General features: G+C 65.2%; 15 protein-coding genes. 6 read left to right on the top strand and 9 right to left on the bottom strand.

Going from position 1 to position 16,556, the window contains the following annotated elements:
- Nucleotides 1-52: 52 nt before the first annotated feature.
- From BMY03_RS05645 to BMY03_RS05635, 3 genes are all read right to left on the bottom strand, one after another.
- On the bottom strand, nucleotides 53-358 hold the full coding sequence (locus BMY03_RS05645; RefSeq protein ID WP_094010493.1) for an NIPSNAP family protein: 306 nt from the start codon (nucleotides 356-358) through the stop codon (nucleotides 53-55).
- Between the two features lie 129 nt (nucleotides 359-487).
- Nucleotides 488-1,042, bottom strand: coding sequence for a lipocalin family protein (locus BMY03_RS05640; protein ID WP_094010492.1), 555 nt, complete (start codon nucleotides 1,040-1,042; stop codon nucleotides 488-490).
- Between the two features lie 63 nt (nucleotides 1,043-1,105).
- On the bottom strand, nucleotides 1,106-1,693 hold the full coding sequence (locus tag BMY03_RS05635) for a hypothetical protein (RefSeq protein WP_094010491.1): 588 nt from the start codon (nucleotides 1,691-1,693) through the stop codon (nucleotides 1,106-1,108).
- Nucleotides 1,694-1,883: 190 nt separating this feature from the next.
- Between BMY03_RS05635 and BMY03_RS05630 the strand changes: the two genes are divergently transcribed.
- From BMY03_RS05630 to BMY03_RS05620, 3 genes are read left to right on the top strand one after another with little or no spacing between them, the layout of a single operon-like run.
- On the top strand, nucleotides 1,884-2,396 hold the full coding sequence (locus tag BMY03_RS05630) for a (2Fe-2S)-binding protein (RefSeq protein ID WP_023629408.1): 513 nt from the start codon (nucleotides 1,884-1,886) through the stop codon (nucleotides 2,394-2,396).
- On the top strand, nucleotides 2,393-3,379 hold the full coding sequence (locus BMY03_RS05625) for an FAD binding domain-containing protein (protein ID WP_094010490.1): 987 nt from the start codon (nucleotides 2,393-2,395) through the stop codon (nucleotides 3,377-3,379). The genes BMY03_RS05630 and BMY03_RS05625 overlap by 4 nt, the downstream gene beginning before the upstream one ends.
- Nucleotides 3,376-5,574, top strand: coding sequence for a xanthine dehydrogenase family protein molybdopterin-binding subunit (locus tag BMY03_RS05620; protein ID WP_094010489.1), 2,199 nt, complete (start codon nucleotides 3,376-3,378; stop codon nucleotides 5,572-5,574). The genes BMY03_RS05625 and BMY03_RS05620 overlap by 4 nt, the downstream gene beginning before the upstream one ends.
- Here the strand turns inward: BMY03_RS05620 and BMY03_RS05615 are convergent.
- The 6 genes from BMY03_RS05615 to BMY03_RS05590 all read right to left on the bottom strand — a co-directional run bounded on the left by BMY03_RS05615 (nucleotide 5,571) and on the right by BMY03_RS05590 (nucleotide 12,958).
- A complete protein-coding gene (locus tag BMY03_RS05615; RefSeq protein WP_094010488.1) occupies nucleotides 5,571-6,584 on the bottom strand; it encodes an XdhC family protein in 1,014 nt (337 codons plus the stop codon). The two genes, BMY03_RS05620 and BMY03_RS05615, sit on opposite strands and share 4 nt — an antisense overlap.
- A 41-nt stretch (nucleotides 6,585-6,625) precedes the next feature.
- Entirely contained in the window at nucleotides 6,626-7,960 is a 1,335-nt protein-coding gene (locus BMY03_RS05610; protein ID WP_094010487.1) for a c-type cytochrome, read from the bottom strand.
- Nucleotides 7,961-7,977: 17 nt separating this feature from the next.
- Nucleotides 7,978-10,224, bottom strand: coding sequence for a xanthine dehydrogenase family protein molybdopterin-binding subunit (locus tag BMY03_RS05605; protein WP_094010486.1), 2,247 nt, complete (start codon nucleotides 10,222-10,224; stop codon nucleotides 7,978-7,980).
- Complete coding sequence (locus BMY03_RS05600) at nucleotides 10,224-10,679, bottom strand: (2Fe-2S)-binding protein (RefSeq protein WP_023631311.1); 456 nt, start codon at nucleotides 10,677-10,679, stop codon at nucleotides 10,224-10,226. Before BMY03_RS05600 ends, BMY03_RS05605 begins: the two co-directional genes overlap by 1 nt.
- Before the next feature lie 148 nt (nucleotides 10,680-10,827).
- Nucleotides 10,828-12,330, bottom strand: a complete 1,503-nt coding sequence (proP, locus tag BMY03_RS05595) for a glycine betaine/L-proline transporter ProP (RefSeq protein ID WP_023631310.1) — start codon at nucleotides 12,328-12,330, stop codon at nucleotides 10,828-10,830.
- A 169-nt stretch (nucleotides 12,331-12,499) separates the two neighbouring features.
- Nucleotides 12,500-12,958, bottom strand: coding sequence for a GNAT family N-acetyltransferase (locus tag BMY03_RS05590; RefSeq protein ID WP_094010485.1), 459 nt, complete (start codon nucleotides 12,956-12,958; stop codon nucleotides 12,500-12,502).
- Nucleotides 12,959-13,112: 154 nt separating this feature from the next.
- Between BMY03_RS05590 and BMY03_RS05585 the strand changes: the two genes are divergently transcribed.
- The 3 genes from BMY03_RS05585 (at nucleotide 13,113) to BMY03_RS05575 (ending at nucleotide 16,522) form a co-directional block, all read left to right on the top strand.
- Nucleotides 13,113-13,688, top strand: coding sequence for a hypothetical protein (locus BMY03_RS05585; protein ID WP_094010484.1), 576 nt, complete (start codon nucleotides 13,113-13,115; stop codon nucleotides 13,686-13,688).
- 12 nt (nucleotides 13,689-13,700) lie between these two features.
- Complete coding sequence (locus BMY03_RS05580) at nucleotides 13,701-14,393, top strand: hypothetical protein (protein ID WP_094010483.1); 693 nt, start codon at nucleotides 13,701-13,703, stop codon at nucleotides 14,391-14,393.
- Between the two features lie 419 nt (nucleotides 14,394-14,812).
- The gene (locus BMY03_RS05575) at nucleotides 14,813-16,522 is read left to right on the top strand and encodes a ShlB/FhaC/HecB family hemolysin secretion/activation protein (RefSeq protein ID WP_094010482.1); all 1,710 of its coding nucleotides are present in this window, start codon (nucleotides 14,813-14,815) and stop codon (nucleotides 16,520-16,522) included.
- The last annotated feature ends 34 nt before the right edge of the window (nucleotides 16,523-16,556 follow it).

Below are 16,556 nucleotides of genomic sequence, written 5' to 3'. Positions count from 1 at the left end.
TTGCCGTTGGCTTTACCGGCGCCTGCAGGAGCCTGGGTCTTGCCTGGGAAATTCAGTCGAGCACGGGTCGCAGGAAGCTTCGTTCATAGCTGAGGATGAAACGCTGCTCGGTAGCCAGGGCGAAGGCGGCGATGCACTCCGGGTCGGTTTCCGAGGCTTTGCGGTACTCCTCGTAGGTCGCCAGGCTGGGGAAGCTGAACAGCGCGTAGGCGACGTTGTTGGCGCCTTCGCTGGGCAGGAAGTAGCCATGGTGGCTGCCGCCCATGCGGTTGACCAGGCCGATCCACAGCTTGCCGTAGGCTTCGAAGGCGGGGACCTGGTAGGGGTCGATGATGTACTTGAGGTGGCAGGTGATCATTGCACGCAATCCTTTGGGTGAGCCGGCTGGCTCACCTTACAGGGCGTGGGTGTGGGCAGCTAGTGTGGTGTTTTGCAATTACGACCAAAAATCGCCGCGAGTTATGGTCGTTATTTGTGAAACACCACACTAGGGCATGGCCTGGCGCCAGATCAATTGCTCGGTGGGATAACCCTGCTTGCGCGCCAGCGCCAGTAGCTGGTCACGGGTCTGGTCACTGACGGTGGGGGTGCGCGACAGCAGCCACAGGTATTCGCGGTTCGGGTGGCCGACCACGGCCACGCGGTAATCCGCGTCGTGATACAGCACCCAGTACTCGCCCTTGGTCAGGTCCAGTGCCAGGCGGCTGAACCAGTTGTCGAAGCGTACCCAGAGCTTGTCGGTACGGCCGGGCACCTGCGCCTCGGCGATGCCGTTGGCCTGGTTCCATTGGCCGTCGTTTTCCAGGCAGCGGTTGGTGACGTCGATGCGCCCGTCCTCGCGCAGGCCATAACGGGCCTCGGACTGCACGCAGTTGCGCTGGAAGAACATCGGCAGGCGCGCCAGTTCGTACCAGGTGCCCTGGTAGCGCTGGAGCTCGACCTGTTGCGTGGTGGGTGGTGGCTGCTCGTCGCGGGCGCTGGTGCAGCCCGTGAGCACGAGGGTGAGACAGCAGCAAAACGGCACGGCCAGGCGCATCGACATGGGAAACCTCCTGATGGGGGGAAAGGCTCGCATGGCTTTCGATGCGCGGGCCGGCCAAAGGTTTTACTGGGCTGGGCGGGAAGTTTCCACGCTCAGTACTTCGGTAAAGATGGCTTCGACGGTCTGGTCGACCTTGAGGTTTTTCATGCGTGCCTGCAGCTCGGGATTTTCGACCTTGACCACCTGCAGTTTGCCTTCGGGCGGCAGCAGGGTGACTTCATGCGTGTTGAGGTCGATCTTCTTGATCTGCGAGGTGACCTTGACCTGGCGGAAAGCCTCGCCACCAGGGTTGGGGTTGGCCGCGGTGGCGCGGATGGTGCCCGATTCCTCGGAGGCCTTGGGCGCGCCGCCGACATTGGTGTTCAGGACATAGGCGATGGCACGGGTGACTTTGATGTCGACCTGGTCGCCGACCTTGAGGTTGGGCAGAGCCTTGGCCTGTTCGGTGAGCTGGAAGGTCACGTCCTTGTCGTGGGGGCCCTTGACCGTGACTTGGCGGTTGGACAGGTCGATCTTGGTCACTTCGGTGGTGATATGGCTTTCCAGCGCCTCGCTGGCGATGGGCAGTTCGGCTGCGTGGGCGCTGAGGCTGGCGGCGGACACTAATGAGGCGAAAGCGACAGCGCGTGCGAAGTAGCGGGTTGGCGTCATTGGCCTGTCTTCCTTGTGGTCGATACCAGGGTGGGGTTGCGAGGTGAAGCATAGTCATTGGCTTGCGATGTGCACGCTACCCAGCGTCACGTTCCTGGCAATCGCTTTGAACGGCCGGACTCCACCCTGGGTCGCACCTGAAAAAGCAGCCGTCGCTGCTGCTGCCTGAACCCACCGTGAGGCCTTGATCATGAGCGATTGCGAACCCCTGGCAGCATTGCTGCCCATCCAACTGACCGTCAATGGCCAGCATCACCTGTTGCAATTGCCGCCCTGGCTGACTTTGCTCGACCTGTTGCGTGACCAGCTCGACCTGGTGGGCACCCGCAAAGGTTGCGACCACGGCCAATGCGGGGCGTGCACGGTGTTGCGCAATGGTCGGCGGGTCAATGCCTGTCTGACCCTGGCTGTCATGTGCGACGGTGATACGTTGACCACCATCGAAGGTGTGGCCCAAGGGGGCACGCTGCACCCGTTGCAGCAGGCGTTCATTCGCCATGATGCTTTCCAGTGCGGCTACTGCACGCCAGGGCAGATCTGTTCGGCGCTGGGCCTGGCGAGTGAGGGCAGGGCGCATACGCGTGATGAGATTCGTGAGGGCATGAGCGGCAATTTGTGCCGCTGCGGCGCCTACTCCAACATCACCGCAGCGGTGGAGGAAGCGTTGCCGCTGATGAATGGGCAGGGAGGTTGCAGGCCATGACGCCTTTTACCTACGCCAAACCCTCCAGCATCGACCAGGCTGTGCAGCTCGCAGGGCCGGGCGCACGTTTTATCGCCGGTGGCACCAACCTGCTCGATCTGATGAAAGAGAATGTCGCCCGCCCCGCTCAGTTGATCGACATCAATGACCTGCCGCTGCGTGATATTTCCCCCACTCCTGACGGTGGGCTGCGCATCGGCGCGTTGGTCAGCAATGCCGAGCTGGCCTGGAACACGCTCGTTGAACAGGGCTATCCGTTGCTCGCCCAGGCGATCCTGGCCGGTGCCTCCCCGCAGTTGCGCAACATGGCCAGCACTGGCGGCAATCTGCTGCAGCGCACCCGCTGCCTCTACTTCTACGACACGGCGACACCGTGCAACAAACGGGCACCTGGCAGCGGTTGCCCGGCTCGTGACGGTCTCAACCGCAATCATGCGATTCTGGGCGCCAGCCCTCTGTGCGTGGCGGTTCATCCATCGGATATGTGCGTCGCCCTGGCCGCCCTTGAGGCCCGGGTGATCGTCCGCGGACGGAGTGGCGAGCGATGCGTGGCCTTTGCCGATTTTCACCGGCTACCTGGGGATACGCCGGAACGTGACAATACCCTGGCCGACGATGAGTTGATCCTGGCCATCGAGCTCCCGGCGCCGCGTTTCGCCGCGTACAGCCATTACCTGAAGGTCCGGGATCGCGCCTCCTATGCCTTTGCGCTGGTGTCCGTGGCCGCGGCGCTGGAGCTCGACGGCAGCGCCATCCGTACACTGCACGTGGCGCTGGGAGGGGTGGCCCATAAGCCCTGGCGCGATGCCGCGCTCGAGCGACAGGTCGTTGGCCAGCCGGCCACCGCAGACACCTATACCCATTTCGCCGACTCACTGTTGCGTGCTGCCCGGCCCTTGCCAGGCAACGTCTTCAAGGTTCGCCTTGCGCGCAACGCCATCGTCCGCGCCCTGATCCAGGCCCAACGAGGGAAATGCCAATGAACCTGCCACAACCTTCAAACGGCCAACCTCTGGACCGCATCGACGGGCCCGCCAAGGTAACAGGGACGGCGCGCTATGCGGGCGAATATCCCGCGCCTGGCCTGCTGCATGGCAGCGTGGTCGGCAGCCCGATTGCGCGCGGTAGCGTGCGGGCCATCGACTGTTCTGCGGCGCTGGCAGTACCGGGCGTGATCGCCGTGCTGCATCACCAGAACCGTCCACCCATGGCCGGCGACGACGCGCCCTACCAGGACGCCGATGCTGCCGATGGCCAGCCGTTTCGCCCCCTGTTCAACGACCAGGTGCTGTACAGCGGTCAGCCGCTGGCGCTGGTCGTCGCGCAAACACTGGAACTGGCCAGGTACGCTGGCACCCTGGTGCGGATCGAGATCGATGAACAGCCCCACCAGACCGATTTGCTCTGCGCTTTCGACCAGGCTCATGATGCGCCGGTTGAGTTGCCCAAGCCCCGTGGCGATTTCGCCTCGGCATATGCCCAGGCGCCGTTCAAGGTCGATGCCACCTACAGCACTCCGGTGGAGCACCACAACCCCATGGAGCCGCATGCCTCGACGGTGATCTACCAAGACGATGGTAGCCTGCTGGTGCATGACAAGACCCAGGGCACGCAAAACAGCCAGGACTACCTGGTACAGGTGTTCAACTTGCCCAAGGACCGTGTACGGGTACGCGCCGCCTACGTCGGCGGTGCGTTCGGTTCCGGCCTCCGACCGCAGTACCAGCTGGTGCTGGCGACGATGGCCGCGCTGAACCTCAAGCGGTCGGTCAGGGTCAGCCTGACCCGTCAGCAGATGTTCACCTTTGGCTACCGGCCCCGGACCGTGCAGCGCCTGCGCCTGGCCGCCGATGCCCAGGGCCGGTTGCAGGCGATCCATCATGAGGCCATTGCCCAGACTTCACGCTTCGAGGATTTCACCGAGCACGTGGTGGAGTGGAGCGGCATGCTCTATCGCTGCGACAACGTGGCTATGGCCTACAAGCTGGTGCCGCTGGATGTCTACACGCCGCTGGACATGCGCGCCCCCGGAGCCGCGCTGGGCTTGATCGGCCTGGAGTGCGCCATGGATGAACTGGCGCGGCAAGTCGGTATGGATCCGCTGGCCTTGCGCCGGGTCAATTTCACCGACATCAATGGCAACGAGGGCAAGCCCTATTCCAGCAAGGCGCTGCTGGCTTGCTACGACCAGGGTGCCGCCGTTTTCGGTTGGCACAGGCGCGAAGCCCGGCCGCGCTGCCGCTGCGAGGGCCATGAGCTGATTGGCTGGGGGATGGCTGGCGGCGCCTGGGAGGCGATGCAGATGAAAGCCAGTGCGCGGGCCCGACTCGACAGTGAAGGCCACCTGTGGGTGGGCAGCGCGACGACCGATATCGGGACGGGCACCTACACCGTGATGACGCAGATCGCTGCCGATGCTGCCTCTATGGCGGTGTCGGACGTGACCTTCGAACTGGGCGACAGTGCGCTGCCGACCGCGCCGTTGCAAGGGGGCTCGTTCACCGTGTCCTCGGTCGGCTCGGCGGTGCGCCAGGTGTGCCAACTGCTGCGCGGGGCCTTGGTCAAGGCGGCCAAGGCGCAGTATCCGGCGCTGGCTGGCGAAGCGCCGGAACGCTTCGTGGTGCGCGAGGGCAAGCTGTGGGTCGGTGACAGCGGCTACGCCCTGGACACGATCCTGCAGGGGCATGCGCTGGAGGTGAAGGTGGACGCCGAGCCGTCCGCGCGTCGCCAGGGTTTCGCCACTGCCACCCATTCAGCGGTGTTCGTCGAGGTGCGGGTGGACGAGGCGCTGGGCACGGTAAGGGTAACGCGCGTGGTCAGCGCCATTGCCGCTGGGCGGGTAATCAACCCCAAGACTGCCCGCAGCCAGATTCTTGGTGGAGTGGTCTGGGGGCTGGGCATGGCCTTGCAAGAACATACCCAGACCGACCATGGCCTCGGGCGCTTCATGAACCACAACCTGGCGGAGTATCACATGCCGGTGAACGCCGATATCGGTGACATCGAGGTTATCTTCGTTGACGAGCCGGACGACATCGTCAATGAACTGGGCTCCAAGGGTGTGGGCGAGATCGGCATCATTGGTGTCGCTGCAGCGGTAGCCAATGCCGTGCAGCACGCCACGGGCCGGCGCATGCGCGACTTCCCGCTGACCGTGGACAAGCTGCTGGCCGATTAAGCCATCGGCAGTTGCCACGCCTTGGCAGTGGAAACGCTGACAGTGCGTGGCAGGTCGACCGCATTCTTGGCGGCCAGGACCTCGGCCATCACGCTCACCGCGATTTCTGCTGGGGTCTTGCTGCCGATGTAGATGCCGATGGGGCCATGCAGGCGCTCAAGGGACTGTTCGGTTTCGCCGAAGTGCTCGATCAATCGCTCGCGGCGCAGTTGGCTGTTGCGCCGCGAACCGATGGCGCCGATATAGAACGCCGGGCTGTGCAGGGCCTCGAGCAGCGCCAGGTCGTCGAGCTTGGGGTCGTGGCTGACGGCAATGATGCAGGTGCGCAGGTCTGCGTTGAAGGCGCGCACCGCATCGTCCGGCATGCCCTTGAGGTGCTCGACACCGGCCACCGCCCAGGTCGCCATGTGTTCGGGGCGAGGGTCGCACACCGCCACGCGAAAACCGTTGAACAAGGCCATGGTCGCCAGGTATTCGGCCAGCGCGCCGGCGCCGATCAGCAGCATGCGGTAGCCGGGGCCGAGGGTGTTGATCATGTGTCGGCCATCGAAGCTGAACTGCTCGGGGGTGGCAGTGGCGGCCAGGCTCACCGCGCCACTGTGCAGGGTCAGTTGGCGGCGCATCAGCCGGCCCTGGTCGAGGTGATCCAGCAGTTGCTGCAGGGGCAGCTCGGCCGGTTCGAATTCCAGGATCAGTTCCAGGGTGCCACCGCAGGGCAGGCCGAAGCGGTGGGCCTCGTCGGCGCTGACGCCATAGCGGATCACCTCGGGCCTGCCCAGGGGCAGGCCGGGGCCGCCATGGGCGGTGGTGTAGCGATGGATCAGGTCGTCCTCGATGCAGCCGCCGGACACGCTGCCGACCACCCGGCCATCGTTGCGCAGGGCCATCATCGAGCCGACCGGGCGAGGGGAGGAGCCCCAGGTGCGGGCGACAGTGGCGAGCAGCACGCGGTGCCCGGCCTGGAGCCAGTCTTGGGTGGTACGCAGGACCAGCAGGTCGATGCTTTCCATGGTGTCCTCGGTTGTCTGTGGCCCACGCTGAGAATGTTGTATCAGCGCATATGCAGGATGATCGGGCTACTGCTGGCAGGGTCGGTATGCCCGCGCAGCTCGCCCACCGCCTTGGCCTGTACCGCGCCACCCTGATTGCCCCAGGCACTGCGGGCGAAACTCAGCACCTCGGCGATCTCCCGGTCCGACAGCTGCTCACGGAACGCCGGCATGCGGTAGGCGTCCGGCACCCCCGCGGCGACGATGCGCTGCGAGCCGTTGAGGGTGATGTTGATCGCCGAGGCATTCTCTGCGGCCAGCATCGAGGTGGCTCCCGCCAGCGGCGGCATCCACTCGGCCTGGCCCTTGCCATCGGCGCCATGGCAGCTGGCGCAACGGGTCGCGTAGGTGTGCGCGCCGGGCGCATCAGGCGCTGCGGCCGTCGCCTGGTACTGCCAGGGCGCACCATCACGCCGAGGTTCACCGGGCAATGCCTTGAGGTAGCGGGCGATCGCGCTCAGGTCGTCGTCGCTCATGAACTGCGTGGAGTTGTTGAACGCCTCGGTCATCGAACCGTACACCACTGCATGGCGATTGCGCCCGGTCTTGAGGAACTGCACGATCTCGGCTTCGCTCCAGCGCCCGAGCCCGGTGTTGTGGTCCTGGCGCAGGCTCGGCGCGTACCAGCCATCGAGCAGGGCCCCGGCGAGGAACGGCGCGCCGCTTTCGTCCAGGGCTTTCTCGTTGAAGGCCAGGCCCCGAGGCGTATGGCAACTGCCGCAGTGGCCGGGGCCCTGGACGATGTAGGCGCCGCGATTCCACAGCGGATCCTGGTCGGGTTTCTGCGCATAGGCGGTGGTCGGCGCGAAGAGGCCGTTCCACAGGGCTATGGGCCAGCGCAGGTTCAATGGCCAGGGAATGCTGCTGGGAATATTGGCTTCGGCTGCCGGTTGCACGCCCTTCATGAAGAACGCATAGAGCGCCCGCACATCGTCGTCGCTGAGCTTGGCATAGGACGGGTAGGGCATGGCCGGGTATAGCCGTCGACCTCCTGGCGCGACACCCTGGCGCACGGCGCGGTCGAAGTCGGCCAGGCTGTAGGCGCCGATGCCGTGCTCGCGGTCCGCGGTGATGTTGGTGGCATGGATCGCCCCCAGCGGCGTGGCCATTTCCAGGCCTCCGGCAAAGGGCGCCTTGCCCGGCAGGCTGTGGCAGGCCACGCAGTCGCTGAGGCGGGCGACGTATTCACCGCGGCTGACCAGGGCGGCGTTGGCGCTGTCCGAGGCGCTGAAGGGCGTGGCAGGCTCGCGGGTGACGTACCAGGCCAGCAGGCCTGCCGCGACCAGGCACGGCAAGGCCAGCCAGCCTGCGGTTCTTGCGAATCGGCTGTTGTTCATGGGCTGTCCTTGTCGTGTCAGCTGAAGGTATGGCGGCTCAGGGGCATGCTGCGCACGCGCTGGCCGGTGAGCTGCGCCACGGCGTTGGCCACCGCAGGCGCCACCGCCGGCAGCGGCGGTTCACCGATGCCGCCCATCTTTGCCCCGCTCTCGACGATGCGCACATGCACCCGGGCCATGCGCGACGGCGGCAGCACCGGGTAGAGGTCGTAGTTGCGCGCCCGTGGCATGCCGTTCAGCCACACCGATTCTTCCAGCAGCACCTGGGACAGACCCAGGGATACCGCGCCGTTGACCTGGGCCTCGATGATCGCCGGGTTGACGATGCTGCCCGGGTCGATGGCCTGCCAGATGTCGTGCACCTTGACCTGGCCGCCCTCCAGCGACACTTCGGCGATGACCGCCGCCTCCGAGCCGAACGGCGAGGCCATGGCCACGCCACGGGCGCGCTTGCTGCCGTCCTCGGCGGTGAACGGGCCGCGCTTCCAGCCGCCGGACAGCTCGCCCACCGCCTGCAGCAGGGTGGTCAGGCGCGGGTTGTCCCGCAGCAGTTGCAGGCGCAGCTCGAAGGGATCGTGGCCGCCCTTGTCGGCCAGCTCGTCGAGGAACGACTCGTAGAAGAAGTCGTTCAGCGAATTGCCCACCGAGCGCCAGTAGCCGAGCATGGCCGGGCCTTTGACATAGATCTGCGCGATGCGCTTGTTGGCGATGGCGTAGGCCTTGCCCGACAGCCCTTCGAGGGCGGTGGGGTCTACCGTGTCGCCCTGCTTGCCGGCAATGGCTTCAGTCGGGCCTTCGGTGGCGCTGATCGCCTCGATGGCCACCGGCAGGCCTTTTTCGTCCAGCGCGGCGCGGAACTTGACCACAGCCATGGGGCGCATGGCATCGCGCAGGAACTCCTCCTCGCGGCTCCAGATCAGTTTCACCGGCCTGCCGACCGCCTTGGCCAGGGCGATGGCCTGCGGGTAGGGGTTGGCCGAGTCGTACAGGAAGTGCCGACCGAAGAAACCGCCGAGCAGTGGCGAATGCAGGGTGATCCGCGCCGGGTCCAGGCCGGTGCGCTTGGCGATGTCGTCGCGGAACATGTCCTGGGCCTGGTTGGGCAGCCACACTTCCAGCGAGCCGTCGGGGTTGAAACGGGCGGTGGCGGAGGGCGGTTCCAACTGCGCGTGGTTGAGGAACTGGTTGTGGTAGGTGGCTTCGACCTTGGTCTTGGCCGCGGCCAGGGCGCCGGCGACATCGCCGTGGTTTTCCTCGTCGCGGCTTGGCCCGGTCTGGGCGGCCAGGTGTTCGCGCCAGCCATCGCTGGAGAAATCGGCAGGCATAGGCCGCACCTGGCTGTCGGCTGCCACTTCCTTCCAGTCCACCTGCAGCGCTTCCACCGCACGCTTGGCGTGCCACCAGCGTTCGGCGACCACGGCGACCGCACCGGGCAGTTGATGCACCGAGTGCACGCCCTTCATCGCCTTGACCTGTTCCTCGTTGCGCAGGTTGCCTACGGTCATGCCCAGGCGCGGGGCATGCTGCACGGCGGCGTGGAGCATGCCGTCGACCTTGACGTCGATGCTGTAGACGGCCTTGCCGGTGGACTTGTCGTAGGCGTCGAGGCGCTGCACCGGCTTGCCGATCCAGCGGAACTGGCTGGGGTCGCGCAGCTTGACGCTGGCAGGGTCAGGCACAGGCAGGTCCATGGCCTTGGCGGCCAGTTCGCCGTAGCCCAGCGCACGGCCCGAGGCCGCGTGCACCACCTTGCCAGGCTCGGTGCTCAGTTCACCCACTGGCACCCCCAGCTGCTCGGCGCCGGCCTGCAGCAGCATGGCGCGGGCCAGGGCGCCGAGGCGGCGCATGGTCGGGTAGCTCATGCGCACCGACATGCTGCCGCCGGTGATGCGCAGGCCGTTCTCCATCACCACGTAGGCCTCGCCCGCCGGCGCGCTTTCGACCACGAAGGTGGCCGGGTCGGCGTCCAGTTCTTCGCCGATGATCTGCGCCATGGCCGTGTTGACGCCTTGCCCGCCCTCCATGAACGGGCTGAGCAGGTGCACGCTGCCGTCGGGGCGGATTTCCAGTAAGGCTGGCACCTGGGTGCCGCGCTCGGTGTTCGCGGTGGCGGCCTGCACCCGCGCCGAGCCCAGCGGCAGGCCGAAGCCCAGCACCAGGGCGCCGATGGCGCTACCGGCAAGAAAACGCCGGCGTGACAGGTTGACCGTTTCGCCGCTGCGCAGCCGTGCCAGGTCGTCAGGGGTGTCGAGACGCGCGTTCATCAGGCGTTCTCCCCTTGGGCTAGTTCGTGCACGGCGGCATGGATGGCGTTGTAGGTGCCGCAGCGGCACAGGTTGACCATGGCCGCGTCGATCTGTTCGGTGCTGGGCTTGGGGGTGTGCTTGAGCAGCGCGGTGGCCGCCATCACCTGGCCGGACTGGCAGTAGCCGCACTGGGCCACCTGGTGCTCGACCCAGGCGGCGACCACGCGCTTGCCTACGGCGTCGGCTTCGATGGCCTCGATGGTGGTGACTTCACGACCGACCACGCCGGCCACCGGGGTGACGCAGGCGCGCACCACATTGCCGTCCACCAGCACCGAGCAGGCGCCGCATTGGGCCAGGCCGCAACCATACTTGGTGCCGGTCAGGCCGAGGTCGTCGCGGATTACCCAGAGCAAGGGCGTGTCGGCGTCGGCCTCGACCTGGTAGGTCTGCTGGTTGATTCTTAGTTCCATGGGCTCACCTGCTGATCATCGGTTCTGGAAGCGGGGAATACGCTGTTCCCCAATCCAGAAACGCTAGCACATGGCCTCGTTGCGCAATCGATGCACCCCGCAGGTTCAGAGGATCAGGCAAGCAATCCGGCGGAATGCGCAAGCCTCCTCAATCGATGCGTGGGTGCTGCTGGGCCAGGGTCTTGCGCTTGGCCTCCAGCTCGGCGATCTGCGCGTCGATGTCCTCGATCTTCTGTTCGATGTTGTCGTGGTGCTCCTGCAAAAGTTCGCGGGCTTCGTCGATATCCGAGGCGGCCGGGGCGGCGCCGCGCAACGGACGGTTGGCGGTCTCCTTCATGGTCAGGCCGGTGAGCAGGCCGATCACGGCGATCACCATCAGGTAATAGGCCGGCATGTACAGGTTGTCGGTGGTTTCCACCAGCCAGGCGGCGAGGGTCGGGGTCAGGCCGGCGATCAGCACCGAGATGTTGAAGGCGCTGGCCAGGGCGCTGTAGCGGATGTGGGTGGGGAACATCGCCGGCAGGGTCGAGGCCATCACGCCGATGAAGAAGTTCAGCAGCACGGCGAGGATCAACAGGCCGGCGAAGATCACCGCCAGCTTGCCGCTGGTGATCAGCATGAACGCCGGGATCGCCAGGGCGAACAGGCCGACGCTGCCGATGATGATGAATGGCTTGCGCCCCCACTTGTCGCTGAGCAGGCCGATGATCGGCTGCACGAACAGCATGCCGACCATGATCGCGATGATGATCAGCACGCCGTGGTCTTCGCTGTAGTGCAGGTTGTGCGAGAGGTAGCTGGGCATGTAGGTGAGCAGCATGTAGTAGGTGACGTTGGTGGCGATCACCACGCCGATGCAGGTCAGCAGGCTGCGCCAGTGCTGGGTCGCCACCTCCTTGAACGATACTTTCGGCCCGCTGGCCAGGCCTTCGCGGTCACCTTGCTCGAGTTTTTCGACGTGTTGCTGGAAGGCCGGGGTTTCTTCCAGCGCGTGGCGCAGGTACAGGCCGATCAGGCCCAGCGGCAGGGCCAGGAAGAACGGCAGGCGCCAGCCCCATTCGAGGAACTGTTCCTCGCCGAGGAGCGTCGAGATCAGCACCACCACGCCAGCGCCGAGGACGAAGCCGGCGATCGAGCCGAAGTCCAGCCAGCTGCCGAGGAAGCCGCGCTTGCGGTCCGGGGCGTACTCGGCGACGAAGATCGAGGCCCCGGTGTATTCACCGCCCACCGAGAAGCCCTGGGCCATCTTCGCCAGCAACAGCAGGATCGGCGCCCAGATGCCGATGCTGGCGTAGGAGGGGATCAGGCCGATGGCGAAGGTGCTCAGGGACATGATCACGATGGTCGCGGCCAGCACTTTCTGGCGCCCGTAGCGGTCGCCCAGGGCGCCGAAGAACAGCCCGCCCAGCGGGCGGATCAGGAAGGGCACGGAGAAGGTGGCCAGCGCCGCGATCATCTGCACGCCGGGGCTGGCGTTGGGGAAGAACACCTTGCCCAGGGCATAGGCGACGAAGCCGTAGACGCCAAAGTCGAACCATTCCATCGCGTTGCCCAGCGCGGCGGCGGTGATGGCCTTGCGCATCTTGGCGTCGTCGACGATGGTGATGTCCTTCAGGCCGATGGGCTTGACGGGTTTTCTGCGTGATTTCATGGGCCGTTGTCCTTGAAGGCTTGGGGGCATGGCCATGGTTTGGCCAGCCTTGTACCTAGGGTCAGATACAACGGCGCGCTAAATAATTCCCTGCTGGATCATTTGTGTGAGGCACGGATGGCTCTGACGCGGGGCAAGCCCGCTTCTACATAGGCCATCGGGCAAGCGATCAGAGCGTGCGTGACATCAGCCAGTGCTGCTGCCCCCAGGCCTCGAAGGGTTCCAGCGGCACCCAGCCACGCTTGGCGTAGTAGGCGCTCTGGTCGTGGGTGTGCAGGTAGAGCGTGGAGACCCCGCTGCTGCGTGCATGGTCGCAGATGCCTGCGATCAGTTGCTCCGCCAGGCCTTGCCCTCGTGCTTGCGGGGTGACGAACACGCAGGCCAGCCACGGACCAAGGTCGCCGCGCCCGGGCAGGTCGTCGCTGGCCAGGGCGGCGCTGCCCAGCAGGCGGTCGCCGTCGAGGGCGACCAGGCATCGCCATTGGCCGTTGCGCTGGCCCTCGGCGAACTCGCGTTGCCAGTCGCTAAGCGGCACGTCCGCGTACTCGTAGTGGAACTGTTGGTGCAGCCACTGGGCGAGGGTATCGCTGTGGGCCATGTGGTGTTCAAGCCAGTCCAGGCGGGGCATGACGATGTCCTTTTCAGGGGCAGGGAGGCCGCAGGTGGCTGCTGGCCTTTGCGCGAAGCATACACCGCGGGGCGTGAATCATAAGGGTGATGGCATTTTGATTTTCAGGGGGCGCAGCCGCTATCCTTGCGCCTGCATTTATCAAGGAAGAACCATGCGTCTGTCGTCCTGCTTCAAATCGGTTGTCGCCCTGTCACTTGCCGGCCTGCTCGGCGCCTGCTCCAACTACCACTACAAGGAATACCAGGGCGACTGGGCGCCGGAAACGATGGCGCCCCATGATCTGTCCGGTAACCAGGCCGACGCACCGGTCGTGTACTTCGCCACTGTCCGTTACCGAGCCTTGGGCGTGCCGTTCCATCGGCTACTGCTGGCCACCCATGTCGATGACCAGTTGCTCGAAGGGGCCGGGCGCCGGTCGATTCTCGATATTGCAGGCAAGCAGGCGCTGCGCCTGACGCCGGGCAAGCACTCGCTGAGTTGGTGCTGGGCCTCGATGAATGCGCTGGGAACCGGTGGCGGCAAATGCGGTTTCACCGCGCGTGACGTCGAGTTTCGTGCAGGCAAGCGCTACATCGTCGACTTTGATACGGTTGATGCCATCAATGGCCCACCTGGGCGAGAGACGATGACCATCACTATTACCTCCGAGATTCGCGACCTCGATACCCAGGAGGTGGTCTACCCGCCCAAGGGTAGCGAAGCGTTGACCAAGCGCATGGGCGGTTGAGGATTTGCTCTGATGCAGACTTACTGGCCACTGTTCTGGCCCAATAGCAGCAAGGTCGATCACAGCGCGCCGCAGGTGCGTCTCGATGCGCTGTTGCCGGTCGTAGGGACGGTCACGCTTGCCTATTTCGAGCGTCATGAGCGCATTCAGATTGATGAAACCGTACGGCTCATCTGGTGCCCAAGTGTTTCTGATCTCAATGGCTGGAGTGAGCAACCTTCTGAAATCGCCTTCAGCCATGTGCTGCAGGCCAGGGTGGTCGCACTGGATGCTGCTCCTGAATCGACAATCAACGCTGCGCATTTCGGTTTGCGTGGGCACATGCTTGAGGTTTTGTCCCTCGAGCGATTGCTACCGGCCTTGCGTGGGTGGGCAAACGGTACCGGGGCATGGTCGTTGCCTCAAGCAGCAGCCGGGGATGGCAGTCTGCAGCTCTGGGCAGAACTGAACTGGTGCGGTCGGGCAGAGGTAGCAGGGTACATTTATCTTGTCGGTAATACGCGGGCCGAGTCGCATCTTGAACTGATTTTAGAACGTGATGGCGATAATCTAGTCGGCTTGTTTCACGTACAGCGAAATCCCGCCGGGACCTTTTTCGATTTCGGCGCGACGTATTCTACCGAATTAGAACGTTGCTTGCTCGAGCGGGTGCTGAATAGCGCGCAGCCCTTGTGTGATACTCATCCCCTTTGTCTGCTCGAATAACCCGGGGCACAGAACACTTGATCAGTGACGCGATGTTTGGTTTTTAATCGATGTTCGCCAGGTTTTCCTTCTGCCCGCAAACCGGGAAGTTGAACCAGCAGGCCGCGTACGACTAAAGTCCGGTGTCTCCCGCTCGTGTCTAGAAGTACCGTTGGCTCAAACAGTCGGCAAGTTTGATTGTTGGACAATCTAGCGCGTCAGTCCCTCTAGCCTCTGCAATACGGGGTGTCGGGTGACCAGGTGGTCATGCGAGGCTTCGGGTGGTAATTGCCAGTCATTAACTTTTCCGTGAGCGTTCCAGTGAATAACGCTCAACTTTCTAAAGTTATTGCACGTGTGCCGATAACTCTCGGTAACCGTGCCGGGAAGTTCCAAGTGCTGCGATTCTCGCTGTGCCTTTGCCTGCGAATGGGTGTTGTATGTCGTACCTGTCTGCTATTGATTGCCGTCGCGTATCGCTGTGTGTCGTACTGGCTTGCCTGTCCCTGGGCAACGTGCGTGCCGAGACGTTCGTGCCCGGCCAGGAAGTGTTGCGCCAACAGCAACAGCAACAACAGGACCTGCAGCAACTGCAACTGGAACAACGCCGCCGCCAATTGCAGCGCGGTGCGTTCACAGGGCCCGATACTTCCGCGCAGGTCCCCCAGGCCGCGGCCCCGGACACGCACTGCTGGCCGCTGGCCGGAGTGCGGGTGGGCGGCGTCACCCTGATCGACCGTGCCGCCCTCGATGCGCGCATCGACCCGCTGGTGGCGGCGTGCATGGGCGTGGGGCAGATCAACCAGCTGCTGGCGAGTATCACCGCGCTCTATCTGGAAAAGGGCTATATCGCCAGCCGACCGTATCTGACCAGCGCCCCGGCGGCCGGGCAGTCGCTGGACATCCTGGTGGACGAAGGCTACCTGGAGGCCATCGAACTGGCCGACCAGCGCCTGCCGGTGTCCCTGGCCGGGGCCTTCCCCGGCATGCTCGGCGAGCCGCTGAACCTGCGTGACCTGGAGCAGGGCCTGGACCAGCTCAACCGCCTGCGCTCGGTCGACCTGACCGCCGACATCGCCCCCGGCAGCCAGCCGGGCGCCTCGCGGATCATCCTGCGCCCGCGCAGCGCCGGCCAGCCACGGGTGGCCGTGGGCCTGGGCCTGGACAACCTCGGCAGCGCCAGCACCGGGCGCGACCGTCGCGTGCTCAGCCTGGGCCTGGACAACCCGCTGGCACTCAACGACCTGCTCAGCCTGTCGGCCAGCGATACCCTCAACCAGGGCGACCGTTACAGCCGCAACGCCAGCCTGTACTACGCGATCCCCTATGGATACTGGACCTTCAGCCTGTTCGCCAGCCATGCCGAGTACCGCTCGCCGGTCAAGCTCAGCAGGCTGACCCTGCATAGCCGCGGCATCACCGACCAGCTCAGCCTGCGCGGCGAGCGCGTGCTGTGGCGCGACCAGCGCCATCAACTGAGCGCCAGCCTGCAACTGGCGCACAAGGATGTCGACAGCGAGTTCGCCAAGGTGCGCCTGGACGTGCAGAGCCCGACACTGACCGTGGCCGAGGCCGGGCTCAACCTGTTCTGGCTCGACCGCGCGGTGTGGAACCTGGACCTCAACTACGCCCAGGGGCTGCACTGGTTCGGGGCCGACGATGACGCCGATCGCCCGGTGCCCGACCTGCCCAGGGCGCAGTTCCACAAGTACCGCGCCGGGCTCAGCCAGTGGCGCAATGGCCAGCTGCTGGGTCAGGCCTGGCAGTGGCAGAGCCAGCTCAACCTGCAGTACAGCCCCGACCCGCTGCCGGCCATCGAGCAGTTGCTCGGCACCGACGATTCGGCCGTGCGCGGCTACCGCATCAGCAGCCTGTCCGGCGCCAGTGGGGCGGTATGGCGCAACACCCTGCGCCTGCCGTTGCGGGCGCAGGGGCCGTTGAGCGTCACGCCACGGCTGGGCCTGGACCACGGCTGGATCAAGGCCGACTACGGCGCCGCCAGCCAGCGCCTGAGCGGCGCGAGCCTGGGCGTGAACCTGGGCTGGAAGGCGCTGCAGCTGGACATCGACTACCAGCGCAGCCTCAACACTCCCCGCGGTTACCAGCGCGAGCCCGAAGTCTGGCTGTTGCGGGCCGCCGTGCAGATTTGAGCGCACCGATTCAGCAGTACCTACATGGAGAGTG

The sequence above is a fragment of the Pseudomonas soli genome (genome assembly GCF_900110655.1).
GTDB lineage: Bacteria > Pseudomonadota > Gammaproteobacteria > Pseudomonadales > Pseudomonadaceae > Aquipseudomonas > Aquipseudomonas soli.
Note: the sequence above shows the minus strand (reverse complement) of the source record. Positions and strands in the feature narration are given on the sequence as shown.